Consider the following 23,007-nt stretch of genomic DNA (forward strand, 5'->3'; position numbering starts at 1 on the left):
GGAGACGCCGGTGGTCACCCCTCGGTCGTGTCTCCGAGAGCTCCTGGATCGTCGGGACGTGACAGAGGGATCAGGAGAGGTTCGAGACGCCGGTGATGCGGTGGAGGGCGAAGCGGTGGACGGCCGCGCGGGTCTCGTCGTAGGCCGTGAGGTAGCCGCCCTCCATCCGGGCCGGCTCTAGGATGCGGCTGGTGGCGTTGCCCTGGGAGTCGAGGTAGCCGATCCACACCCGCACCCCCTGCCTGATCGCCTCCTGCAGGGTGGAGATGGTGGCCGTGGCGGGACCGCGGGGCACCGCGCCGTCGGGCGCGTCCACAGGCCCGCGCCTGGCCTCGCCCGCCCGCATGGCCCGTACGGCCGCCGCCACCACGTCGGGGTCGAGCCCGTTGAACGACGACACCGTCCTGGCCACCGGCACGCCCTCGGTACGCCTTGTGTCGAGCTGGGTGATGATGACGTCCCCGTCGAGTGATTCGGCGACGGGCGCGAACCCCATCGCCCTCAGCGAGTCGACGAGCGAGGCCCTGGAGGCGCGCGAGGCGATGACCGTGGGAGCCAGGCGCCTGAGCCTCAGCGGGACCGCGCGGCGGTCGGCCATGAGCTGGTCGAGCATGGAGGGGTCGTCACTGCGGATGTAGGCGCTGGCCGTACCGACGCGCATCCTGCCGTGCCTGCGCGCCACGTCCGCCACCAGGTACGACAGCGGCTGCGGCACAGGGGTGGCCGAGTGGCGGGCGAGCATGGACAGCAGCTCGTCGGCCCCCTGCCCGGCGTCGAGCGCCCGCCTGATGGAGCCCTCGCCGAACCGGTAGACGGTCGCGCCTCCCGTGGACTCCACGTCGGCGGCGAGCGTCAGCCAGCGCGCCAGGTCGCTGGTGAGCGGTCCTGGCGCGACGGCGGTGAGGTCGGCCTGGAGCAGCACGTGGTCGACGGGCTCGGGAAGCAGGGGAGCGAGGACGGCGGCGGCCTCCTTCGAGCCCGACAGCAGCGCGCGGCCGTGCGCCGACAGCACGCCGAGCCCGGTGAAGCCCAGCTGCTCGGCCTCGCGCAGGGTGAAGTCGGTCAGCTGCTCGCGCAGCGCGCCACGCCGCCTGGGCTGCTCCCACGCCAGCCGCCGCAGCACGGACTCGCGGGACGGCGCGAGGCCGGGGGCGGTGGCGAGCACGCGCAGCGTCGCCTGCCGGACCTCGGGAGCGGAGGAGCGGCGCAGGTCGGGGTGGAGGGCGTTGAGCAGGCGGTCGCGCTCGTCGCGTTCGCCCACGATGCCGGGCACCCTGTCGGTGTGCAGCCAGGTGACGGCCAGCGTGACCCAGCGCTCCTCCGTGGCCCTGACCCGCCAGCTGTCGTAGCCCGCGGTGGGCAGCCACTCGCCGTCGACGTTGCCGCCCGCGGCGATCAGGCCCGCCGCGTGTGCCATCTCGATGACCAGGGCGGCGGCCCATTCGGGCAGGTCGAGCTGGGTGGCGGTGCGCTTGAGGTCGCGCACCCCGAGGCCGCCCGTGCGCAGCACGCCGGGAGCGTCGAGGCTCCACCTCTCGCACAGCTCCTCGACCGCCCGCGTGAACGTGAACGCCTGGCCCGCCGCCGTCCTGTCGGCGAGGGAGCCGGGACGCTCCGCGCCCTCGAGGGGCGGCGGCACGGGCGACAGGTCGCGGTGCACGCGGCCTTCGCGCAGGTAGAGGCCGACCTCGCGAGGCAGCGCCACGCTGTCTTCTCCGGTGGCCGCGAGCAGCCCCCTGGCGAGCAGCTCCTCGATCGGCGAGCGGGCGGTGGCCAGGCGGACGGCTCTGCGGGCGTTGGGCACGCGGCCGCTCGGCGGCCCCCACGCCAGCTCCTCCAGCGCCTTCCTGGCCGGAGGCGAGACCTCCTCGACCAGCTTGGCGGGCTCGGCGAGCGCGGCGCGCAATCGCTCCTTGCCGCCGCCCTCGGTGCCGGGGGCGATGTCGTCGGCGATCTCCTCCAGCTGCTCGGGCGGGTGATGCCTGAACACCTCGGTGACGGGAGGGCCGAGCCCCGCGGGGTCGTCGAGTACCTTGCGCACGCCCGGCGCGAGGGCCAGGGCGTCGTCGGGGCCGTAGACCAGGGCGAGGGCGCGCAGGCGCTCCAGCGTGTCGTCGAGGGGGAGGTCGTCCTCTTCTGTCGCCCTGGCGAGCAGGTCGCGGAGGGAGTCTCTGGTGAGCTCATCGGGGTGGACGGCGAGCGTCTCGACCACGGCCAGCGCGAACCTGTCGAGCCGGTCGAGGGCGCGGCCGATCGCCGAGGGGCTGCCTGCCCGCGCGGCCAGCCCTTCGAGGTGGGCGGGGACCGGCGTGATCAGCTCGGGGCGCGCGGACACGAGCGCGCCGAGCTGATCGTCGGTGCGCTCCCTGATCCACTGAGTGAACTCCATCATTGCAATGGTATGTTCCTGCGGATTCGGGCAGCATGGCATGCGTGATCGAACGGGCCGACCAGCTCGTCCTGGACTACGTCAGCAAGGCGGCCGACGCTGCTCACGGCGTGCTGCGCCAGGACCACAGGCTCGACTTCGTCCAGCGGCTGCGGGCCCGCATCGAATCGGAGCGGAGCGGCAGCGAGGACCCGAAGGTGGTGGCCAGGGTGCTGGCCAGGTTCGGCGATCCTGCGGCGCTCGTCGAGCGCGAGGCCCGCAGGCTCTCCTCCGGCGGCGAGGTGCCGAGGATCCAGGCCGAGCCCGAGGTGCGGCCCGCCGAGAGCGACACCGCCGTCTTCCCCCGCGTGGTCGACGACGTCCCGCCCGGTGTGGCGCGCGGCATGCGAGAGGCGCGGGAGAGGCTGACCGGCAGGACCGAGCGCGGCCTGCCGTTCGCGGGCCTGCGCAGGGCGGTGATGGCGGGCGCCAACCCCATGGCCACGGGCGGCAGGGACGCCAGGACCGTCGTGAAGGGGCATCCGCGCGAGGTGCTGGCGATCGGGCTGCTCCTGCTGGCCGCGCTGCTGGTGCCGATGAGCCTCCCGTCCGTGGCGATCTTCCAGGTGCCGGTGATCGTCTGGGCGGCGGGGGCGGCGACGGTCCTGACGAGCGACAGCTGGTCCTTCAGGGACAGGATGATCGGGATCGGCGCTCCCATGTTCGGCTACGGCGTGGGCGGGGTGGTGATCGGCGCGCTGCGGGTGGGGGGTGAGAGCGGCTTGTCCGCCTTCCTCGCCCAGTTCTACGCGGTCAGCGGGATCATGTTCATGATCTTCACCGGCCTGGGCGTGGTCTGGCTCGCCTATCGCCTGTGGGATCTCAGCTGACCGGCGCGTGCGCGGGAGCGGGCAGCAGGCCGACGGCCAGCCGTACCCACGCGGAGACGAACTGGTCCTTCTCGGCGTGACCCGGTGTCTCGCCGACCGTCTCCTGGAACAGCCGGTAGTGCACGACCGCGCCGCCGAGCACCGCGCCGATGCCCGTCCAGTCGAGGTCGGCCTCCGCGTACTCGGGCTGGGCGCGGAACCAGCCGGTGATCGCGTCGAACATCGGCTGCAGCAGGCCCTCGCGCACGACCGCGACCAGCTCGGGGAACTGGCTGAGATCGCGGAAGAACACCCTGGTCAGCTCGCTCTCCTCGCGCACCTTCGCCAGCCCGGCCCTGCACACCAGGGACAGGCGCTCCTCGAGGTCGGCGGAGCCCTCCATGCTGCTGAGCTCGGCCAGGCTGTCGGCCACCTGGATGCGGGTGCGCGCGGCGTGCTCGTGCATCGCCGCGGCGAGCACCTCGTACTTCGACTTGAAGTGCCGGTAGAGGCCTCCGGCCCCAGGGGAGAGCCCGGCGGCGGCCTCGATCTCGGCCACCGAGGTGGCGGAGTAGCCCCGCTCCGCGAACAGCCTCAGAGCCTCGTCGACGATCCGCTCGCGCGTGGATCTGGTCATGTCGTTCCTAGTACCTCCATCTCATGAGAGACGTGCTCATCAGACCGCCACCCCTACGTGCCAGTCAGGGCCCCGGCGGTGGTCCGATTGGCGCGTTTCTCATCAGTAAGGACCATAGTCGTTACGGTGACACGCGCCGGATCAGGCTCGCCACCGCCGAGCCGAGGACGAGCCACACCACGGCGGCCAGACCGTAGTTGACCAGGACCTGCCAGCGCGCGTCTGCCAGCCTGAACAGGTCGGACATGCCGAGTGACAGCGTGGTCGCCACGGACTCGACGAACTGGACGAGAGAGTTGGCCGGGTTGGTGGGGAAGATCCTGAAGGCGATGTAGAGGGCCAGGACGAGCGCGGCGGCCCTCGAGACGACCTTGACGGCCCACACGGCGATGTCGGCCGCGCGCTGACGGGCGGTCGGGGCCGGCCTGACGGCGGGCCGGTGCGGTCGGGTTTCAGCCATGGCCGCTCCCTCCGATAAGTAATTCCTTTCTGCCCACTTCAACGCTTCCATACCAGCGACCGTTACTCTTCACGGGTGGGGAAATCAGTGGGGTTTGACCTTGATATGACGCTGGCCGACACCAGGTCGGGTATCGCGGCCGTCTTTGACGAGCTCGCCGTACGGCTGGGCGTGGTCATCGACAGCGCGGTGGTGATCTCCAGGCTCGGCCCTCCGCTCGAACTGGAGCTGGCCAACTGGCTGCCCGAGGAGGACATCCCCGGCGCGGCGGCGCTGTTCAGGGAGCTCTATCCCGACGTCGCCCTTCCCGTGCACACCGCCATGAGCGGCGCCCACGAGGCGATCAAGGCGGTGCGGGAGGCCGGAGGCGGGGTGATCGTGGTGACGGGCAAGAACATCCACGACGCGAGAAGGACCGTCGACCTGCTCGGGTTCGACGTGGACGAGGTGGTCGGATCGGTGTTCGGCGCGGGCAAGGGCGGGGCGCTCGCGCGGTTCGGCGCGGACGCCTATGTCGGGGACCACGTCGCGGACATCGAGGCGGCGCGAGCGGGAGGCGCCGTCAGCGTGGCGGTCGCGACGGGTCCCTACACCGTGGGAGAGCTGCGTGATCACGGGGCTGATGTGGCGCTGTCGGATCTGACCGAGTTCGCCGCCTGGTTCGGCGACTGGAATTAGCGCGCATTTACCCGGTCGCTCTCCGGGCTCGGTGGGCATAACCTACTTCCATTCATCTTTCCCGACAGTACGAACGAGGTCCCCCCTGTGCCGAGTGGCAAGGTCAAGTGGTACGACGCCGACAAGGGTTTCGGCTTCCTCACCCGCGACGACGGCGGTGAGGTCTTCGTCCATTCCTCCGCGCTTCCCACTGGCGCGGAACCGTTGAAGCCCGGACAAAAGGTCGAGTTCGGTGTGGCCGAGGGCCGCAGGGGACAGCAGGCGCTGTCGGTGCGGATTCTCGAGCAGCCGCCGACCCTGGCCAAGACGGTCAAGCCGAAGGGCAAGCGGAAGAAGCCCGACGAGATGGTCGTGATCGTCGAGGACCTCATCAAGCTGCTCGACGTCATCTCCGAGTCCTACCAGCGGGGCAAGCAGCCCGACCCCGTGCACTCCAAGAAGATCGCCCAGGTGCTGCGAGCCGTGGCGGACGACCTCGACTGATCAACCGCTGTGCGGGTTGGTCAACGGCTTGGTGGTCGCCGTCGGATCCTTGGTGGCGGGCGCCTGCCTGGCCGCGGGCGGCGTCGACGCGCTCACCTTGGCCTCACGCGCCCTGACCCGCACTCTCCTGCGCACCACGAGCCAGCCGAGGGCCAGTGCCAGCACGACGGTGAGCCCGGTGAGCCCGCCGGGGCCCGTCGACCAGTCCGACACCAGCAGGCCGATCAGCCCGCCGAACACCCAGGCCAGCTGAAGGAGCGCCTCGACCACGCCGAACGTCGACGAGCGCACCTCCTCGCCGATCTCGCGCTGCACGATCGCGTCGAGCGCCAGCTTGCCGAGCTCCTGGGCGAAGGCGGCGACCAGCGCCACCGCGACGGCGGCCCACAGGCCGAACAGGAAGGCCGTCACGCCCGCCGTCACCGTGGTCACGGCCAGCGTGAGCAGCACGATGACCTGGGGCGAGTGGTTGCGCGCCCAGTTGGCCACGGCCGCGCCCGCCAGGCCGCCGAGCCCCGCGGCGCCGGCGAGGAGGGCGATGGTGGTGGTCGCGGGCAGGTCCTTGAGGTGCTCGTCCTGCACGAGGAAGAGCAGGTAGAACAGCAGGAAGCCGGAGAAGAGGCGGATGGCGGCGTTGGCCCTCATGGCCTCGGTGACGGCGGGGCCGACATTGAGCAGCGTCCGCCAGCGCGCCCTCTCGCCGCCCTCCTCCTCCTCGAGGTCGGGGGAGTCGACGTGGCGCGGCAGCCGTACCGCGAAGACGCCGAGCACGAGGAAGACCACCATCGCGATGCGCAGCACCCACGCCGCGCCGAGCCACGCCGTGAGGCCCGCCGCCGTGGGCACCGCGACGCCCGCGGCGACCAGGGAGAACAGCGCCACCCTCGCGTTGGCGCTGACCAGCGTGATGTCGGCGGGCAGCACGCTCGGCATGATCGCCGCGCGTGAGACGTTGTAGGCCTTCGACAGCACGAGCACGCCGAGGGCGCCCGCGAAGAGGGTGAGCACGTCGCCGGGGCCCACGGCCGCGGCCATGGCGAAGCACAGCAGTCCTCTGGCGAACAGCGTGCCCGCCATCACGTAGCGGCGGCCCGACCTGAACTTGTCGAGCACGGGCCCGACGAAGGGCGCGACCACCGCGAAAGGGATCATCGTGATCACCAGGTAGAGCGCCACCTGGCCGCGCGCCTCGTTGACCGGCAGGCCGAAGAAGATCGTGCCCGCCAGGGCGAGCGTGACCAGGGAGTCGCCCGCGCTGTTGGCGGCCGTCAGCTCGATCAGCCTGCCCAGACCGGTGCGGTCGGCGCCGTGCGCGTGCGTGAGCCTGCGCGTGGCGTGACCGACCCGCTGGGCGCCGCTCGCGGTGGCGAGCCCCATGCGCCTGGTGCCGCTCGCCGTCCTGCGGCCGGCGCGCATGGACGCCCGGCCCGCTTCGGCCAGCACGTGCCCCACCCGTCTCGCTAGCGTCCACACACGATCCACGCTAACCAGTCTTACCTGACATGGGTGCTCGCACGTCCCGTCATGGGTGAGAATGGAGTGTGAGCGAACAGCACCTTTCGGCGAGGGCGCGCCGATGACCAGGACCAGGACCCGCGTCGCCGCGCCCGACCAGGCCTGTGTCGCCGCCGTCGACCTCGCGAGAGAGACCGCGAGAGAGCTCGCCAAGCCAGGGGAGCCTGGAGAGCACCTCGGGTTCGAGGGCCAGGGCGACCGGATCGTCACCCACTACTTCGCCTGCCTCGACCGCGCCTACCGCGGCTGGCGCTGGGCCGTCACCGTGACCCGCGCCTCCCGCGCGAAGAACGTCACGGTCAGCGAGGCCGTGCTGCTGCCCGGCGCCGGGGCCCTGCTGGCCCCCGAGTGGCTGCCGTGGAGCGAGCGGCTGCTGCCTGGCGACCTGGGCGTCGGCGACCTCCTGCCGACCGCGGAAGACGACGACAGGCTCGTCCCCGGCTTCACGAGCGCCGACGACGAGATCGACCACCAGATGATTTTCGAGTACGGCCTGGGCAGGGCCAGGGTGCTGTCGGCCATCGGCAGGGACCGCGCCGCCAAGCGCTGGCACTCGGGCACGTCCGGGCCGCACACACCGATCGCGCACGCCGCTCCCGCGCAGTGCTCCACCTGCGGCTTCTTCTGGCCGCTCGCGGGTGGTCTGCGGGGCGAGTTCGGCGTGTGCGCCAATGAGTACGCCCCCGACGACGGCAAGGTGGTGGCCGCCGACCACGGCTGCGGCGCCCATTCCGAGGCCGCCGTCATGCCGCCGCCCGTCGAGCAGGCCACGCCGATCCTCGACGACCTGGGTTACGACCTGATGGAGGACGAGGCGGGCTCGGTCGACGAGTCGGCCTCGGAGGAGCTCGGCCACTCCTGATCGGCTCCTGATCCGGATTGTCGGCGAGGAGCGCTAGCCTTCGGGGGCCCGTCTCTCGATTAGGAGTTTGCCCCGTGGACACCTTTGGCACTGACCGGATGCGCGCCGCCGTACTCACGGCTTGGAAGGCCTCGCCAGCGCGCTTCCGTGAAGACGCCAACGCCGAGGAGGACTTCGCCCTCGGCGGCTACCGTGACCGTCTGATCGTCGAGCTGGCGCAGAACGCGGCCGACGCCGCCCTTCGGGCGGGCGTGCCCGGTGTGCTGCGCCTGGAGCTGCGCGACGGCGTGCTGACGGCGGCCAACACCGGCGCGCCGCTCGACGCGGCGGGGGTCGAGGGCCTGTCCACGTTGCGGGTGTCCGCCAAGCGCGACCACGTGGGCGCCGCCGGACGCTTCGGCGTGGGCTTCGCCGCCGTGGTCTCGGTCTGCGACGCCCCCTCCGTCGGCTCACGCTCCACCGGTGCGGTGCGCTGGTCGCGCGAGGAGACGACGGCGGTGGTGGCCGCCGAGCCGGTGCTCGCGGGCGAGCTGGCCAACCGCGAGGGGCACGTGCCGCTGCTGCGGCTGCCCTTCCCCGACTCCTTCGAGGTCCCCGAGGGGTTCGAGACGCTCGTACGGCTGCCGCTGCGCCCCTCCGCCGTCGAGACTGTGCGCCACATGCTGCAGGAGGCCTCGCCCGCGCTGCTGCTCGGCATGCCCGCGCTGACCGCCATCGAGATCGTGGTCGACGGCGTCACCCGCACGGTCGAGCCCTCGGGGTGGCACGTCGTCTCGGTCTCGGGGGAGTTCTCTCCCGACGAGGTCGCCGCCTACTTCGCCGACAGGCCGACGGAGGAGCGGGCCAGGCCCTACTGGTCGGTCCGTTGGGCGGTGCCCGAGCAGGAGGGGCCGCTGCCCGTCCCGCAGGTGGTGCACGCGCCCACGCCCTCCGACGAGCCGCTCGACCTGCCCGCGCTGCTCATCGCCTCGTTCCCGATGGCCACCGACAGGCGCCACGTCGCCAAGGGGCCGCTGACCGACTTCCTGATCGCGCGCGTCGCCGAGGCCTACGTGCTCCTGCTGGAGGAGCTGCCGCGCACGCCGAGGCTGCTCGAGCTGGTGCCCGCGCTGATGGGCAAGGGCGAGCTCGACGCCCGCATCCGCCGCGCGATCCTGCGCCTGCTGCCCGACGTCCCCCTGCTGCCCGCGCTGTCGGCGCCGCCGCCCGTGGTGCAGTCGCCCTCGTTCGAGGACGCGGCGCTCTACGACCCCGACGCCGCGTGGCAGGTCGAGCACCCCGTGCGCGAGCCCTCCGACGACGGCTGGGTGGTCTCGGGCAGGGAGGCCTCGGTCGTCAACGGCTCGGGAGAGCTGCTGGCGGTGCTGGCCTCGATCGTTCCTGGCCTGCTGCCCGCAGGGTGGCCTGCCAGGCACCCGGCGATGGCCTCGCTCGGGGTGCGCAGGGTGGAGCTGGCCGAGGTGGTCGACCAGCTGTCGGGCGAGGCCATCGAGGGGCGCGACCCCGCGTGGTGGCGATCGCTCTACGACGTGCTGCCCGCCGACGACCCCGAGGCGCTGGGGGCGCTGCCCGTGCCGCTGGCCGACGGCCGCCTGGTGCGCGGCCCGCGTGGCACGCTGATCCTGACCACGCCGCTCGACCTGGCCCCGCTCGGGCTGCGCATCGTCCATCCCGACGCTGCGCACCCGCTGCTGCTGCGCCTGGGCGCCTTCGAGGCCACGCCGCGCGCCGTCCTCGACGACCCGCACACCAAGAACGCGGTGGCGCAGTCGATGGACAGCGACGACCCCGACGCGGTGGCGAGGGCCGTGCTCTCCCTCGTCGACGCCGCGGGGCTGACAGCGGGCGAGGAGCCGTGGCTGTCCGAGCTGGCGCTGCGCGGCTCCGACGGCTCGCTCTACCCCGCGGGCGAGCTGCTGCTGCCCGAGGGCGCGCTGGCAGGGCTGCTCGCCGACGACGCGGGTTTCGGCACAGTCGACTCCTCCTACGACTCGCGCGTGCTGACGGCGGTCGGCGTGCTCGACGGGTTCGCCGTGGTCAACGACGCCGACGTGCTGCTCGACCTCGACTCCTGCGACCACGACCTCGACGAGGAGGACCTGTGGCTCGAGTCGCTGCCCCCCTTCGACCTGCCTCCCGTCGTGCCGGAGTTCACCGCGATCCGCGACCTCGAGCTGGTCGCCGACTGGCCGGCTGCCCTCGCCCTGATCACCAGGCCACCGTTGAGGGGCGCGCTGCTGCCGCTGCGCATCGACGGCCTCGAGGTTCCCTCCTACACCGCGTGGTGGCTGTCCACCCACCCGGTTCTCGGTGGGCGGCGCCCGCTGGAGCTGCGCCTGCCAGGCGCCGACCCGCTGCTGACCGGCCTGTACGACGAGGCGCCCGAGGGGCTCGACCACGGCGCGCTGGCCATGCTGGGCGTCCGCACCACGCTGACCGACCTGCTGGCCTCGCACGGTGGCCCTGAGGAGCTGCTGGAGCTACTGGCCGACCCGTCGGTCACCGTCGATCGCGCGCAGCTGCGGGCGCTGTGGATGGCGCTGGCCGCCGTCGATCCTTCGCGGGTGGCGCCGCCCTCCTCGGTGCGGGCGGTGCTCGGTGGCGACATCGTGGTCGCCTCCGCCGACGACGCCGTCGTGGTCGAGGCGCCCGACCTGCTGCAGTTGGTGACCGACAGGCCGCTGGTCCTGGCCCCGTTCGACCTGGCCGAGGCGCTCTCGGAGCTGCTCGATCTGCCGCTGGCGGGTGAGCTGGTGTCGGGCACGGTGACCTCCACGGGCACCGAGCGTCCCGTGCCGAAGGAGGTCAGGGAGCTGCTGCCCACGGCTCCCACCCGTTACGTGGAGCACGAGAAGCTGCTGGTGGACGGCGTGCCGTGCGCGTGGCGCTATTTCGACGGCATGGTCCACTGCGACGGGGCCGACGGGCTGGCGCGCGGTCTGGCCTGGGCGACGGGGCAGTGGAACGACCGCCTCGCGGTCGCGGCGCTCCTTCGCAATCCGGGCGATGTCCCCCTGCTGCTGGCCGAGGCCGACCTGTCCTAGCGGGTCAGGTCAGCAGGGAGCCGACCACGACGATCAGCAGGAGCAAGCCGAGCACGGCGGGGAGAAGCCAGAAGCGAGGACGGTCCACGCCGTGCAGCCTAGCCCCGCTCGGCGGGTGCGAGAGCCCAATGGCCGAGTGACTCATACCTCACCGTGGGGCCCGGGTGGCTGCGCATGAGGTGGATCGAGTCGGCCGACCACGGCGACCCCGCGAAGGACGACAGCGCCTCCACCAGGGGGCGCAGGTCGGTGGGCTGCCTGGCGCGGGCGAGCGTGAGGTGGGCGTGGAAGCGCTTCTCGTCGGTCTGTACGGCTCCCGCGCGACGCCCGGCGGCGGCGGCCGAGCCTGCCAGCCGTACGAGGGGGTCGCCGCTGACGCCGAGCCAGAAGACCCGCTTGGAGAAGGCGCCCGCCCCCTCGAAGGCCAGGCGCTTGGCGGGGTGGCGCGAGGCGGCGCGGGCCAGCCGTACCTCGAGGTCGGGGAGGGCGCGCTCGGGCACCTCGCCGTAGAAGGCGAGCGTGAGGTGCCAGGTGGCGCGATCGACCCAGCGCAGGCCCTCCACCACGTGGGTGCGGCCGGCCAGCGCGGCGGCCACCTCGTCGAGGATCTCGGGTGGCGGCAGGATCGCCGCGAACAGTCTCACGGGTCGATTGTGCCCCGCGCGAGGGGTGTGGCTCCGGCCCGCGGGGTGTGGAGGCGCGGGCCGGAGAGTCGTCAGGCGGTGGCGAGGGCCACGCGGGTGCGGCGGGCGCCGATCATGCGGGTGAGCAGGATGGCCAGGCCCGTGCCCACGAGCGTGAGCAGTCCGCCGATCATGACACCCACGCGGGGGCCGCCCAGGTCGGAGATCCAGCCGATCAGCGGCGCGCCGATCGGGGCGCCACCGGTGAAGACCAGCACGTAGATGCCCATGACCCTGCCGCGCATCTCTGGCGAGGTGGACATCTGGACCAGCGAGTTGGCGGCCGTGTTGACCGTGATCAACGCGATGCCGGTGGGGGCGAGCAGCAGGAGGTAGACCGGGTAGAAGGGGGCGAGGCCCACCACGACCTGGAACAGCCCGAAACCGATGGCGCCCGCGATGAGCAGCCTGCGCGTCGGCCTGACGCGACGGGCGGCCAGCAGGGCGCCGCCGAGCGCGCCGACGGCGAAGGCGCTGGAGGCCACGCCGAACGACGAGGCACCCTGGCCGAAGACCTCGCGGGCCATGAGCGCGATCGACATCGAGAACGACTGCGTGAACATCGCCATGAACGCGATCACCAGTATCGGGAGCAGGAGCTCCGAGCGCTCGATGACGTAGCGCAGGCCCTCGCGCAGCTGGCCCTTCGCCTTGGGGACGAGCTCGGCAGGGGTCAGCTCCGACGTGCGCATGAGGAGCAGGCTGGAGATGACGCCGCCGAAGGTCAGCGCGTTGAGCAGGAAGATCGGTCCGGTGCCGATGGCGTACATGAGCACGCCGGCGAGGGCCGGGCCCACCACGCGGGCCAGGTTGAAGATCGAGGCGTTCAGCGCGATGGCGTTGGGCAGGTCTTCACGGCCGACCATCTCGACCACGAACGCCTGCCTGGTCGGCACCTCCACGCAGGAGATGACGCCGAGCGCGAAGGCCATGGCGTAGACGTGCCACACCTCGGCCGAGCCGGTCACGGTCAGGACGCCCATGGTCACGGCCAGCATCGCCATGAGCGACTGCGCGATGATCAGGACGGGGCGCTTGGGGTAGCGGTCGGCGAGCACGCCGCCGAACAGGCCGAACATGAGCTGCGGGAGGAACTGCAGCGCGGTCGTGGTGCCGAGAGCCGCCGCGCTGCCGTGTGTGAGGTCGAGCACCAGCCAGTCCTGGGCGGTGCGCTGCATCCACGTGCCGAGGTTGGAGACGATGCCTCCAGCCGCGAACAGCCGGTAGTTGTGAACCCTGAGAGACCGGAACATCCCGGTCCTGGGTTCGTCAGGCTCTATATCTTGCTGAGCTTCTCCAGAATCGGCGCCGCCTGCCGGAGCACTGCCCGCTCCTCGGGTGTCAACTCCTTCAGCCGATGCGTCAACCAGGCTTCCTTCAGCCGGCGCTCCTCCTTCAGCAGCGCCTTGGCGGAGTCGGTCACCACCACGGTCACCTGTCGCCTGTCGGTCTGGTGCGGTGAGCGAGCGACCAACCCGCGCTCCTCGAGCGCGGCGATCACCCGCGTCATCGAGGGCGGTTGTACCTTCTCGAGCTCGGCCAATTCGCCGGGGGTTATCCCTGAATGCCGTTCCACGGCGGCGAGCGTCGCGAACTGGGTGGGCGTCAGGGTGTGCGCCGCCGCCTGTCGTCGTAGTCGTCTGGTCAGCCGCGCCAGCGACACGCGCAGGGCTGATGCCAGGCCTGCGTCGCTGCGCAGGTCCATCTTGGGAGGGGGATTCGTTAGCACGTCTCATTACCTTTGCTAACTATATGCCATGCCACGCTATTCCCTCCAACGGTTTGGATAGAGTCCACCATGCACTCCTTATTCTGGGCCGCCGCGGTGATCGTTTCGGCCTGGGAAGCCGCCACTGTTGGCTTGCCACTGGCCTTCATCGCGGCGAGCCTGCTTCCCACCGTCTTCCTCCTCGGCCTGGCCATTCTCGCCCGCGTCGCCGAGGGGCCCGCACACCGCCGGCTGGCGCTCGTCGGCATCGCGGGCATGCTGTCGCTTCCCGCGATCTCCGTTCTGGCTCACGAGTACGGCGGGGTCGTCGGCTCGCTCCTGTTCGACCACGTGGCCGGTCCCGTCGCCACGGTGGTGTGCGTCGTGCTCATCGCCGCCGCCGACCTGGTCGTCCAGCGTAGGTCGGCGCTGCCGTACCTTCTGCCAACGCTCGCGGTGGCGCTACCCTTCCTCGTCGCCGTCGCGGACCTGTGGACGGGCCATTTGGCGTGGTTCTCACTGCCCGACTGGCTCGCGATCGAGGTGCTGCTCGGATCGGGCGCGCTCGCGGTGCTGGTGCTGAGCGCCGTCGTCACGCGGCGGCTGTGGTTGCGCGTGGTCACGGTCTACACGCTGGTGCTGGCCGCGCTCGTGGGCGTCGCCGCCGCCCTGGTCCCCCTCTCGTACGGCTACGCGGCCCGCGACGAGGCCCTGCAGGCCGCCTGGGAGGCCGAGCCGGAGCGCATCGAGCCGATCGACGGCCCGCTGACCGACGATCCGCAGCACTTCAGAGTCGGCCTGGACACCTGGATGTCGTCGCCGCCTTCGCTGAAGGACGCCCGGCCTCCGACTGTGTCGCTGCCTCCTCTGGAGATGATCGAGGAGGAGCGCCGTCTGTCGACTCTCTGGTACACCGGCGCCTACCTGGCCGCCGCGCTGATCGTGTTCACCCGAAGGGCCGCCCCCCGGGAGGAGGACGGCCCCGAGGACGACCTCGCTATAGAAGCGCCTTGATCGGTCCGAGTGCGAAGTAGACGACGAACAGCCCCGCCACCGCCCACATCAGCGGATGGACGTCCCTGCTCCTGCCCTTGACCGCCTGGATCAGCACGTAGCTGACGAAGCCCGCGCCGATGCCGTTGGAGATGGAGTAGGTGAACGGCATGATCACAATCGTCAGGAACGCGGGGATGGCGATGTCGAAGTCGCTCCAGTCGATCTCGCGGACCGTCGTCATCATCATGAAGCCGACCACGACGAGGGCGGGCGCCGCCGCCTCGTACGGCACGACGGCGACGAGCGGCGCCACGAAGATCGCCAGCAGGAACATCAGGCCGGTGACCACGCTGGCCAGGCCGGTTCGGGCGCCCTCGGCCACACCCGCGGCCGACTCGATGTAGGTGGTGTTGGACGAGACGGAGCCCGCGCCGCCCGCCGCGGCGCCGATGGAGTCGACGAGCAGGATCTCCTTGGTGCGGGGGAGCTGACCCTCCTCGTCGAGCAGGTCGGCCTGGCGGCCGACGCCCACGATCGTGCCCATCGTGTCGAAGAAGTCGGTGACCAGCAGGGTGAAGATCAGCAGCACCGCGAGGATCACCGACACCTGGCTGAAGGCGCCGAACGGGTCGAACTCGGTGAACAGCGTCAGCGGGTTGTGGAAGCCGAAGATGCGCTCGGGCCAGGACGGCGTGACCAGCTGCCAGCCTGCGGGGTTCTTCGGCGTGGCCGCACCTGTCTTCGTCAGCGCCTCGACGATCATCGCGAGGACGGTGGTGCCGACGATGCCGATGAGGATCGCGCCCTTGACCTTGCGGGCCACCAGCACGGCGGTGACCAGCAGGCCGATGATGAAGACGAGCAGCGGCCACGAGGTCAGCGCGCCGGAGATGCCCATCTCCAGCGGCGGCCCCGCGGCGACGCGGCGCACGAAGCCCGCGTCCACGAAGCCGATCAGGGCGATGAACAGGCCGATGCCGACGCTGATCGCGGTCTTCAACTGGACGGGGATGGCGTTGAAGACGGCCACCCTGAACCCGGTCAGCACGAGGATGCCGATGATGACGCCCTCGAGGAAGACCAGGCCCATCGCCGCCTCCCACGACATCTGGGAGGCGATGCCGAACGTGACGAAGGCGTTCAGGCCGAGGCCCGCCGCCATCGCGAACGGCACCCTGCCGACGACGCCCATGAGGATGGAGAGCATGCCCGCGACGAACGCGGTGCCGGAGGCGACCAGCGGCACGTTGGCGACCAGGCCGTCCCCGATGAACTGGCCGTCGGCGTCCGTGGCCCTCGCGATGATGAGGGGGTTGAGGACGACGATGTAGGCCATCGTGAAGAAGGTGGCCAGGCCGCCGCGCACCTCGCGGGAGACGGTCGAGCCCCGCGCGGTGATCGAGAAGAATCGGTCAAGTCCGGATGGAGTAGTGGTGTGCGTGTCTTTCACGCGCGAAGAGTGGCAGGGGTTGCGACCTGCGAAAAGACCTCGCGACCTGATCGAGACGGATTTGCCGCCATATCGCGCGAAACAGCACGTCGACTAGGCTGGATCACGTGAAGCAGCCATGGCGTCCGGATCCGGAGCCGCTCGAGACCAACGACAGGGCCGCAGTGCTCGGCGGCACCGCCCTGTGGGCGCTCGCCCTGGTCGTGCTGCTCATCGTACGGCCAGCCCCCGAGAACGCATGGTGGATCTGGACCTGCGTGGCGGGCATCGTCTTCGGCGGTTTCGGATACTGGTTCGTCGGCCGGAAGCGCCGCAAGGACCTCCCGGCCGACGAGGCGCCCGTCGAGCCCGTCCTGGGGATGGGCCCCCCGGATCACCAGGCGTAGTCCTCCGGCGCGGTCCTGTGGCCGGGGAAGATCTCGTCGAGCCTGGCGAGGGCCTTGTCGTCGAGCTCGATCTCCAGCGTGCGCATGGTGCCGTCGAGCTGGTCGAGCGTGCGCGGGCCGATGATCGGGGCGGTCACGGCGGGGCGGGTCAGCAGCCAGGCCAGGCCGACGTGCGCGGGGTCCTCGCCGAGCTCGTCGCAGAACGCCTCGTACTGCTCGATCTTCTCGCGGTGCTTGTCGAGCTCCTTGACCATGTTCTCGGAGGCCGAGCGGCCCTTGTCGATCTTGCGTAGCACGCCGCCGAGCAGGCCGCCCGCCAGCGGGCTCCACGGGATCACGCCGAGCCCGTAGTCCTCGCACGCCGGCAGCACCTCGAGCTCGACCTTGCGGGTGAGCAGGTTGTAGTGGGACTGCTCGCTGACCAGGCCGAGCATGCCCTTCCTGGCGGCGCTCTCCTGGGCCTTGGCGATGTGCCAGCCCGCGTAGTTCGAGGAGCCGACGTAGATGATCTTCCCCTGCTGGCGCAGGATGTCCATCGCCTCCCAGAACTCCTCGAAGGGGGTCTCCCTGCCGATGTGGTGTGCCTGGAAGATGTCGATGTAGTCGGTCTGCAGCCGCTTGAGGGAGGCGTCGCAGGCCCTGCGGATGTGCAGCGCGGACTGCATGCCCTCGTTGGGCCACTCGCCCATCTTGCCGTGGAACTTGGTGGCGATGACGGTGCGCTCCCTGCGGCCCCCGCCCTGGGCGAACCACCGGCCGACGATGTTCTCCGTGACGCCCTCGCCCAGCTTCCAGCCGTACACGTTGGCCGTGTCGAAGAAGTTGATGCCGAGTTCCAGGGCCCTGTCCATGATGGCGAAGGAGTCTTCCTCCGTCGTCTGGGGACCGAAGTTCATCGTGCCGAGGCAGAGCGGGCTGACCTTGAGCCCGGTGCGTCCGAGGTTCACGTATTCCATGACACCTACACTAAGAACCTGGAGTGCACTCCAGGCCACCCCCCTCTCGATATGATGATCGCGAGTCCCGGGGTCGATCAGCCTCGGGACTGTGCGTTTCATGCATCGCACCATCGCGAGGGCCGCGCTTCCCCTGCTGCTGTCCTCCCTCACGTCGCTGGCCGGATCCCTGGTCGTCACCTCCGTGCTCGGCCGTCACGACACGGGGGCGCTGGCCGCCTTCGCCCTGACCATGGCGGTCCACAGCCCCGCCTCGATGGCCGTCATGGGCGGTCTGCGAGGGCTCGCGCCGTTCGTCGCCCCCTTCCGTGACGACCCCCTCGCCGCGATCCCGGTGCTGCGTGACGCCAGGTGGCTGGCGCTGCTCATCGGTACGGCCGGCGCGGTCGTGGTGGCCTGTGTCCCGCTCATCGCCTCTCTCGGCGGGTCGGGGGTCGAGGGGTTCGGCGTCCTGCCGTACGCGCTGGGGGCTTCGCTGCTGGTCAGCGCCTCCAACGGAGGCGCGAACACCGTGCCTCCTGACCCTCCAGACCACCGCCTTCCTGTCGGCCACGGCTGACGAGCGCCCGGCGGGGCGCAGGCGGTGATGGGGTGTGGGCTGGCGGGGCTCAGGCGGTCGACGTGGAGCTTGGGGGCCTTCTCGATCGGGTACGGCTTGCTCGCGGTCGTCGCGGCTCCCGTGGCGGCTTCGGGTGGATTGGGTACGTTGTGGGTGGCGGTGCTCGTGACCAACCTCGCGCTCGTCGTTCTGCAGGGCGGCGGGTTCTTCATGCAGAACGCACGCATGGGACGGTCGCCGCCGAGGCATGATCGCTGGATGGGGGATGTCCTGATTCGCACGCTTGCAGGGCTCGTGATGGCCCTTGCGCTCCCTGCCACGCCAGCCTTCGCGTGCTCCGGCCCCTCCGTGCCGGGTGGCCACGCCTTCACGGAGCCCGTCGTCCAGACGTCGGCCTTCCCGGAGATCACTCTTCCGGAGATCCCTCGCGCGGTTGGCGGGGGTGCCGGGCTCTCGGCATCGGACGTGCCCGTGGTCGCGGGTCCCGGTACCGCGGCGCCCGTGCCCCAGGGTTCCGAGACCGCGAAGGCTCGGGGGAGCGGCGAGGCCGATGACGAGGTCGCGTTCACGATCCCGGACCCGCGCATCACCGAGTCGAGTGGCCTCGCGCTGTCCCCCACGCACGACGGGGTCGTCTACACCCACAACGACAGCGACGCGGGCCCCACCTTCTTCGCGCTCGGTCCGAAGGGCGCGACCAGGGCGACCTTCACGCTGCGCGGCGCCCAGGCCCCGCGACTGGGAGGCCATGGCCGCCTCCAAGGACCCTGAGACCGGGAGGGGCGTGCTGTGGTTCGCCGACATCGGCGACAACTTCGACGGCGCGTGGCCCGACATCTCGATCTACAAGGTGATGGAGCCCGCGACGGTCAGGGACGCCGTCCTGCCCGCCGTCCGGTATCGCTTCAGGTACGAGGACGGCGGGCACAACGCCGAGGGCATCATGGTCAACCCGAAGACCGGACGCCTGTACGTGGTGACCAAGCAGTTCGCGGGGGCGATCTACGCGGCGCCGAGGCGGCTGAGCGCGAGCAGGACGAATGTCCTGCGCAAGGTCGGGTCCGCTCCGATCATGGCGACGGACGCCGCGTACGCGCCGGACGGGTCGAGCTTCGTGGTGCGCACCTACTTCTCGGCGACGGTGTACAAGGCGCTGGACAAGCCGCTGACGCGCGTGCCGATGCCCGCGCTCGACCAGGCCGAGTCGATCGCCTACACCGGCGACGGCAAGGCGCTGCTGGTCGGGAGCGAGGGCGCCAACAGCCCCGTCTACCGGGTGCCGCTGCCGGAGAGCGCGCTGCCCACGCCCACGCCCACCCCCACGCCGACGCCGTCAACGTCCGAGCCCCTGCTCGAGGCCGCGGACGGCGAGACGGTGGCCGCCGATTCGCCCGGAGGCATCACAGGGACGGACGTGCTGCTCTGGCTGGCGGTGGCGACGGGTGCGACCGGAGTGATCACGATCATCGCCAGGAAGTCCCGATGAGTCGTGGTGCCTAGTCGCTTCTGAGTACGACACCGCAAGCGATCATCAAGCCGGGTGCGGCATTGTTCTCGCCATGCGCGTGAACTGTCCCGATTGCGGCCTTTCTCTGGCCGGGCCCGCCGGCGTCTGCCCTCGATGCGGGCTGCCGCTGACCGGGCCCGTGGCGGTGGAGCTCTGGCAGGTCGACGGGGCGCTGGCGGGGCTCAGGGTGCAGGAGGCCGAGCTCAGAGGACGGCGGGAGCGCCTCCTCTCGCTCCTGCGCGCCGACCGCGCGAGGCTCGCCGGACGGGCGGCTTCCCAGGAAGCCCCGGAGACAGGTGGCGCGACTCCGCGAACCGGCGCCGGTGAACCGGCCTCGGCCCCGGGGACGCCGCAGGGCGCCGGGCTCCCGAGTGGCCCGCGGCACCTGGAAGCGCCGCGTGACCCGGGTGGGCCGCAGAACGTGGAAATGCCGCGTGACCCGGGTTCCCTGGGTGGCCCGCAACAGCCGGGGAGGCCGCATGGCCCAGATTTCCCCGGTGGGCCGCAGCAGCCGGGGATGCGGCGTGACCCGGGCTCCCCGGGCGGCCCGCACCCGGGGAGCCCGCGTGACCCGCGTTTCCCCGGAGGGCCGCCGTATCAGGGGATGCCGTATGGCGCCGGCTCTCCAGGAGGCCCGCAGGGCGAGGTGTCCAGGAAGACCGCGCAGAACCTGCTGCTGGTTCTCGGCGGGCTCCTGCTCGCCGTGGCGGCGATCGTGTTCACGGTCGTCAGCTGGGGTCGGTTGGGCATCGGCGGCAGGGCGGCGATCCTCACGGGCCTGACGGTCGTGACGCTGGCCGTCCCCGCGGTGCTGCTCAGACGGAAGCTGAACGCGACGGCGGAGACCGTCGGCGTCCTGGGGCTGGCGTTGATGCTGCTGGACGGCTACGCGGCCGCCGCGGCGGGGTTGGTCGGCTCCGTGGACATGTGGGACCACACCGCCGCGACGATCGCGGTGGTGGCTCTTGCGGCGGCGCTCTACGCCAGGCTGCTGCCGTTGAAGGTGCCGCTGCCGCTGGCGGTCGTGCTGGCGCAGGCTCCGCTGCCCATGCTGGCGACGGGGCAGGGACGCGGCTGGCCGACCGCCGCGCTCGCGGCCACGGTCGTGCTGAACGCCGCCGTCTGGTCCGTCGCGCGGACGCGGGGGCTTCGCGTGACGGCGGTGATCTGCCTGGCGTTCACGGGGTCGGTCGCGCTGCTGGGGACGTCGGTGGCGACGATGATGCCCGACCGGTTGCTGCACGCGCCCTCGCTGGTGGTGCTGGCCGCCACGGGGTTCTTCGTGGCCTTCCGCACCAAGGACGACGCCGGGCGCGTGTTCGCGGCCATCGGCTCGGCGACGGCGCTGGTCGCGGCGGCGGGGGCGCCGGGTATCGGGCTGCTGTCGGAGCACTGGCAGGTGGTGCCGTACGTCGTGGCGGCGCTGGTGGTGGCGGCCATGGCGCGGGCGCTTCCCGTAAGGCTGCGCACGCCCTACGCCCTCTCGGCGGCGGGGCTCGCGCTGCTCGGCGGCCTCGTGGTGACGCCCCAGACGCTGCTGGCGGTGCTCGACGCCCCTGTGACGACCTGGCGCGACCCGTTCATGGTCGTCGGGTTGCCCGCGGCGCCGGTCGTCTTCGCCCTGCTGGCGAGCCTTCCGCTGATCCTGGGGAGGGCGCGGTGGGCGGCGGTGGCGCCCGCGGTGGCGGCCGTGGTGGTCGCACCCGTGGTGTACGGCCTGCCGTACCTGGTGGTGGTCGGGGTGCAGCTGGCGGTGGCGCTGGGGTTCACCTTCGCCGCCGTGCGGTTCAGGGTCCCGGCGGCTCCGTGGGTGGCGGGGATCGTGGGGGCGATCGCGGTGCTGTGGTCGCTGGACCAGCGGCCGGTGGCGTACGCGGTGCTGGGGTCGCTCCTGGTGGTGTGGGGGCTGCTGTACCGCAGGCCGGCCGCGCTGGTGGGGGCGGCGCTCGCGGGGTCGGGGCTGGTGTGGGTGGCGCTCGAGGGGCTGGGCCTGCCCGTGCGGGACTCGGCGGCGGCGGGGCTGGCGGTGGGCGCGGGCCTGGCCCTGCTCGGCTGGTACGGCACCCGCACCCGCGCCCCCGGCGCCGGAGCTGGGCCGGGTAGGAGCGGCGGCGGGGCCACCGATGGCGGCGGGGGCGTCGGCGGCGGTGTGGCCGGTGGTGGGATCACCGGTGGTGTGGCCGGCGGTGTGATGGCCGGTGGCGGGGCGGCCGGTCGTGGGATGGGCGGCGGCGGTGTGGCCGGTAGCGGTGTGGCGGGCGGCGGTGTCGTCGGCAGGGTGACGGCGGTCGTGCTGGCGTCCCTGGCGCTGGTGGTCGTCGCGGATGTGCCGGCGGGGGCGTTCGGCGGCTACCTGCCTGTGCTCGATCCCTGGCGCGGTGGGCCGGACTTCACGGGGGGCCGCCCGCTGGGGCTGGCGGCGGTCGGGCTGGCGGGGGTGGTGCTCGCGCTGGCGGTACGGCCCGCTCTGGTGGTGCTGGCGGGGGTCGTCGTCGTGGCGGCTGCCCCGGTGGCGGTGCGCATGCCGTACGTCGTGGTGCTGGTCGGGATGGTCGTGGCGACGGCGGGGGCGGCGTGGACGGCGGCCGGCGGGCGGAGCGGCACGGGAACCGGCACGGCGGGCGGCATGGGAACCGGCACGGCGGGCGGCATGGCGGGCGGCATGGCGGGCGGCACGGTGCGCAGGTCGGCGGGCGGGACGGCAGGCAGGGTGGCGGGCACGGGAGGTGCGCTCTGGCTCGGGTCGCTGGCGCTGGGATGGGCGCTGGCGGACGAGACCGCGACGCTCGCCGTGCTTCCCGCCCTGGCCGCCATCGCCGCGGCCATCGGCCTCCTCTGGCGGCCCCTCCCCGAGACGGGAGCGCCTGAGACGGCGGCGAGACAATCCCAGACGGCGGCGACGACAACATCTGCGACGGCAGCTCCTGCGCCGGCGGTGAGTGTGGCGCGCCTGGAGCGGGGGGCCGGGTTCTGGTGGGTGGTGCTGGCGGGGGCGCTCGTGGCAGGCGAGGCGGTCGCCGTGGCGGCCTCCCTGGAGGTGCGGGCCGTCGAGGCGTACACCGTGCCGTTCGCCCTGCTCATGCTGCTCGTCGGCGCGTGGCGGGGCAGAGCGGCCTCGTCGTGGCTCGCCTACGGTCCCGGCCTCGCGCTGGCGTTCGGGCCGAGCCTGTTGCAGGAGGCCACCCCGCTGAGGGCGTTCGCGCTGGGCGCGGCGGCGCTGGCCGTGACGCTGGCGGGGGCGTGGCGGCGGTTGCAGGCGCCCGCGCTGATCGGAGGGGCGACCGTGGCGATCGTGACGGTGCGGGAGCTGACCCCGTGGATCGCCGACCTGATGGGCGCGGTGCCCCGCTGGGTGCCGATGGCGCTCGGCGGGCTGCTGCTCCTGGTGGTCGGCGCGACCTACGAGGCGCGCAAGCGCGACGTTCGCAGGCTCAGGGACGCCGTCGCAAGGTTGCGGTGAACCCCTCGCCCCTGAGCGCCCGCTCGACGGCCTCGATCGAGCGGGCAAGCTGGACCAGCCTCGGCCCCTCGCGGCGGTAGACCTCGAGCACCGCCTCGACCGCGTGGGGCGGCAGGTGTCCCTTCAGCTCGACCGCCGCGCCGCGGTACCCGGCGCGGGCGGCCTCGATCGACGCGCGGACATGGTGGCCCGCCATCCTGGCCAGGGCATAGGGGTGGCGGCGCAGCACCTCGTAGGCGCGGTAGTCGGGTGGGACGGCGTCGAGCAACCACGCGACCGCGGACGTCTCCCAGTCGGGGATGTCGGGCGTGCGGACCTCGGACGGCCATTCCGGAGGCACGTACACCCCTTCATCGTACGCGTGTTCGATTGAGGTGGGAAACGTC

21 protein-coding genes are annotated in these 23,007 nt (G+C 72.0%); 11 read left to right on the forward strand and 10 right to left on the reverse strand.

Going from position 1 to position 23,007, the window contains the following annotated elements; translation table 11 throughout:
• Positions 1-70 precede the first annotated feature (70 nt).
• Complete coding sequence (locus FHR33_RS29790; protein ID WP_183654600.1) at positions 71-2,389, reverse strand: helicase-associated domain-containing protein; 2,319 nt, start codon at positions 2,387-2,389, stop codon at positions 71-73.
• Between the two features lie 44 nt (positions 2,390-2,433).
• On the opposite strand from FHR33_RS29790, the gene FHR33_RS29795 reads away from it, so the two are divergent.
• Entirely contained in the window at positions 2,434-3,258 is an 825-nt protein-coding gene (locus FHR33_RS29795; protein ID WP_183654603.1) for a hypothetical protein, read from the forward strand.
• On the opposite strand, the gene FHR33_RS29800 is transcribed toward FHR33_RS29795, so the two are convergent.
• Together FHR33_RS29800 and FHR33_RS29805 are read right to left on the reverse strand one after the other, a co-directional pair.
• Positions 3,251-3,874 (reverse strand): TetR/AcrR family transcriptional regulator, encoded by a 624-nt coding sequence (locus FHR33_RS29800; RefSeq protein ID WP_183654608.1) that lies wholly within the window; start codon positions 3,872-3,874, stop codon positions 3,251-3,253. The two genes, FHR33_RS29795 and FHR33_RS29800, sit on opposite strands and share 8 nt — an antisense overlap.
• A 121-nt stretch (positions 3,875-3,995) precedes the next feature.
• Positions 3,996-4,334, reverse strand: a complete 339-nt coding sequence (locus FHR33_RS29805; protein ID WP_183654610.1) for a hypothetical protein — start codon at positions 4,332-4,334, stop codon at positions 3,996-3,998.
• 87 nt (positions 4,335-4,421) lie between these two features.
• Between FHR33_RS29805 and FHR33_RS29810 the strand changes: the two genes are divergently transcribed.
• On the forward strand, positions 4,422-5,012 hold the full coding sequence (locus FHR33_RS29810; RefSeq protein ID WP_312896021.1) for an HAD family hydrolase: 591 nt from the start codon (positions 4,422-4,424) through the stop codon (positions 5,010-5,012).
• Between the two features lie 87 nt (positions 5,013-5,099).
• Positions 5,100-5,495, forward strand: coding sequence for a cold-shock protein (locus tag FHR33_RS29815; protein ID WP_183654616.1), 396 nt, complete (start codon positions 5,100-5,102; stop codon positions 5,493-5,495).
• Here the strand turns inward: FHR33_RS29815 and FHR33_RS29820 are convergent, their stop codons facing one another.
• Positions 5,496-6,968 (reverse strand): MFS transporter, encoded by a 1,473-nt coding sequence (locus FHR33_RS29820; protein ID WP_312895777.1) that lies wholly within the window; start codon positions 6,966-6,968, stop codon positions 5,496-5,498. It lies immediately after the preceding gene.
• 103 nt (positions 6,969-7,071) lie between these two features.
• Here FHR33_RS29820 and FHR33_RS29825 point away from each other — a divergent pair, with 103 nt between their 5' ends.
• Positions 7,072-7,872 (forward strand): DUF3027 domain-containing protein, encoded by an 801-nt coding sequence (locus tag FHR33_RS29825; RefSeq protein ID WP_183654619.1) that lies wholly within the window; start codon positions 7,072-7,074, stop codon positions 7,870-7,872.
• Positions 7,873-7,970: 98 nt separating this feature from the next.
• The gene (locus FHR33_RS29830) at positions 7,971-10,916 is read left to right on the forward strand and encodes a sacsin N-terminal ATP-binding-like domain-containing protein (protein WP_183660371.1); all 2,946 of its coding nucleotides are present in this window, start codon (positions 7,971-7,973) and stop codon (positions 10,914-10,916) included.
• Between the two features lie 98 nt (positions 10,917-11,014).
• On the opposite strand, the gene thpR is transcribed toward FHR33_RS29830, so the two are convergent.
• From thpR to FHR33_RS29845, 3 genes are all read right to left on the reverse strand, one after another.
• Positions 11,015-11,560, reverse strand: coding sequence for an RNA 2',3'-cyclic phosphodiesterase (gene thpR, locus FHR33_RS29835; RefSeq protein ID WP_183654621.1), 546 nt, complete (start codon positions 11,558-11,560; stop codon positions 11,015-11,017).
• 71 nt (positions 11,561-11,631) lie between these two features.
• Entirely contained in the window at positions 11,632-12,852 is a 1,221-nt protein-coding gene (locus tag FHR33_RS29840; protein WP_183654624.1) for an MFS transporter, read from the reverse strand.
• Positions 12,853-12,875: 23 nt separating this feature from the next.
• On the reverse strand, positions 12,876-13,304 hold the full coding sequence (locus FHR33_RS29845; protein WP_183654627.1) for a MarR family winged helix-turn-helix transcriptional regulator: 429 nt from the start codon (positions 13,302-13,304) through the stop codon (positions 12,876-12,878).
• Positions 13,305-13,460: 156 nt separating this feature from the next.
• On the opposite strand from FHR33_RS29845, the gene FHR33_RS29850 reads away from it, so the two are divergent.
• Positions 13,461-14,321 carry a hypothetical protein gene (locus FHR33_RS29850; RefSeq protein ID WP_183654630.1) on the forward strand — a complete coding sequence of 287 codons (861 nt, stop codon included), beginning with the start codon at positions 13,461-13,463 and terminating at the stop codon, positions 14,319-14,321.
• On the opposite strand, the gene FHR33_RS29855 is transcribed toward FHR33_RS29850, so the two are convergent.
• Complete coding sequence (locus tag FHR33_RS29855; RefSeq protein WP_183654633.1) at positions 14,305-15,753, reverse strand: NCS2 family permease; 1,449 nt, start codon at positions 15,751-15,753, stop codon at positions 14,305-14,307. The two genes, FHR33_RS29850 and FHR33_RS29855, sit on opposite strands and share 17 nt — an antisense overlap.
• 107 nt (positions 15,754-15,860) lie before the next feature.
• On the opposite strand from FHR33_RS29855, the gene FHR33_RS51970 reads away from it, so the two are divergent.
• The gene (locus FHR33_RS51970; RefSeq protein WP_312895778.1) at positions 15,861-16,139 is read left to right on the forward strand and encodes a DUF2530 domain-containing protein; all 279 of its coding nucleotides are present in this window, start codon (positions 15,861-15,863) and stop codon (positions 16,137-16,139) included.
• Here the strand turns inward: FHR33_RS51970 and FHR33_RS29865 are convergent.
• A complete protein-coding gene (locus FHR33_RS29865; protein ID WP_183654636.1) occupies positions 16,127-17,095 on the reverse strand; it encodes an aldo/keto reductase in 969 nt (322 codons plus the stop codon). The genes FHR33_RS51970 and FHR33_RS29865 overlap by 13 nt on opposite strands.
• 100 nt (positions 17,096-17,195) lie before the next feature.
• Between FHR33_RS29865 and FHR33_RS29870 the strand changes: the two genes are divergently transcribed.
• The 4 genes from FHR33_RS29870 (at position 17,196) to FHR33_RS29885 (ending at position 22,621) form a co-directional block, all read left to right on the forward strand.
• Entirely contained in the window at positions 17,196-17,654 is a 459-nt protein-coding gene (locus tag FHR33_RS29870; RefSeq protein WP_183654639.1) for a hypothetical protein, read from the forward strand.
• Positions 17,655-17,807: 153 nt separating this feature from the next.
• Positions 17,808-18,425: a hypothetical protein gene (locus FHR33_RS29875; RefSeq protein ID WP_183654642.1), complete on the forward strand. Its 618-nt coding sequence runs from the start codon at positions 17,808-17,810 to the stop codon at positions 18,423-18,425.
• A complete protein-coding gene (locus FHR33_RS29880) occupies positions 18,403-19,140 on the forward strand; it encodes a hypothetical protein (RefSeq protein ID WP_183654645.1) in 738 nt (245 codons plus the stop codon). Before FHR33_RS29875 ends, FHR33_RS29880 begins: the two co-directional genes overlap by 23 nt.
• A 667-nt stretch (positions 19,141-19,807) precedes the next feature.
• A complete protein-coding gene (locus FHR33_RS29885; RefSeq protein WP_183654647.1) occupies positions 19,808-22,621 on the forward strand; it encodes an SCO7613 C-terminal domain-containing membrane protein in 2,814 nt (937 codons plus the stop codon).
• Here FHR33_RS29885 and FHR33_RS29890 read toward each other — a convergent pair.
• Positions 22,593-22,967, reverse strand: a complete 375-nt coding sequence (locus FHR33_RS29890) for a hypothetical protein (protein WP_183654649.1) — start codon at positions 22,965-22,967, stop codon at positions 22,593-22,595. The genes FHR33_RS29885 and FHR33_RS29890 overlap by 29 nt on opposite strands.
• Between the last annotated feature and the right edge of the window lie 40 nt (positions 22,968-23,007).

The organism is Nonomuraea dietziae (assembly GCF_014195505.1).
Lineage (GTDB): Bacteria > Actinomycetota > Actinomycetes > Streptosporangiales > Streptosporangiaceae > Nonomuraea > Nonomuraea roseola.

Excerpts from the sequence above, each read along its gene's own strand:
- FHR33_RS29790 (WP_183654600.1), bottom strand. The coding sequence starts at position 2,389 with ATGGAGTTCACTCAGTGGATCAGGGAGCGCACCGACGATCAGCTCGGC.
- FHR33_RS29800 (WP_183654608.1), bottom strand. The coding sequence starts at position 3,874 with ATGACCAGATCCACGCGCGAGCGGATCGTCGACGAGGCTCTGAGGCTG.
- FHR33_RS29805 (WP_183654610.1), bottom strand. The coding sequence starts at position 4,334 with ATGGCTGAAACCCGACCGCACCGGCCCGCCGTCAGGCCGGCCCCGACC.
- FHR33_RS29825 (WP_183654619.1), top strand. The coding sequence starts at position 7,072 with ATGACCAGGACCAGGACCCGCGTCGCCGCGCCCGACCAGGCCTGTGTC.
- FHR33_RS29830 (WP_183660371.1), top strand. The coding sequence starts at position 7,971 with ATGCGCGCCGCCGTACTCACGGCTTGGAAGGCCTCGCCAGCGCGCTTC.
- FHR33_RS29840 (WP_183654624.1), bottom strand. The coding sequence starts at position 12,852 with ATGTTCCGGTCTCTCAGGGTTCACAACTACCGGCTGTTCGCGGCTGGA.
- FHR33_RS29845 (WP_183654627.1), bottom strand. The coding sequence starts at position 13,304 with ATGGACCTGCGCAGCGACGCAGGCCTGGCATCAGCCCTGCGCGTGTCG.
- FHR33_RS29865 (WP_183654636.1), bottom strand. The coding sequence starts at position 17,095 with ATGGAATACGTGAACCTCGGACGCACCGGGCTCAAGGTCAGCCCGCTC.
- FHR33_RS29870 (WP_183654639.1), top strand. The coding sequence starts at position 17,196 with ATGCATCGCACCATCGCGAGGGCCGCGCTTCCCCTGCTGCTGTCCTCC.
- FHR33_RS29880 (WP_183654645.1), top strand. The coding sequence starts at position 18,403 with ATGGCCGCCTCCAAGGACCCTGAGACCGGGAGGGGCGTGCTGTGGTTC.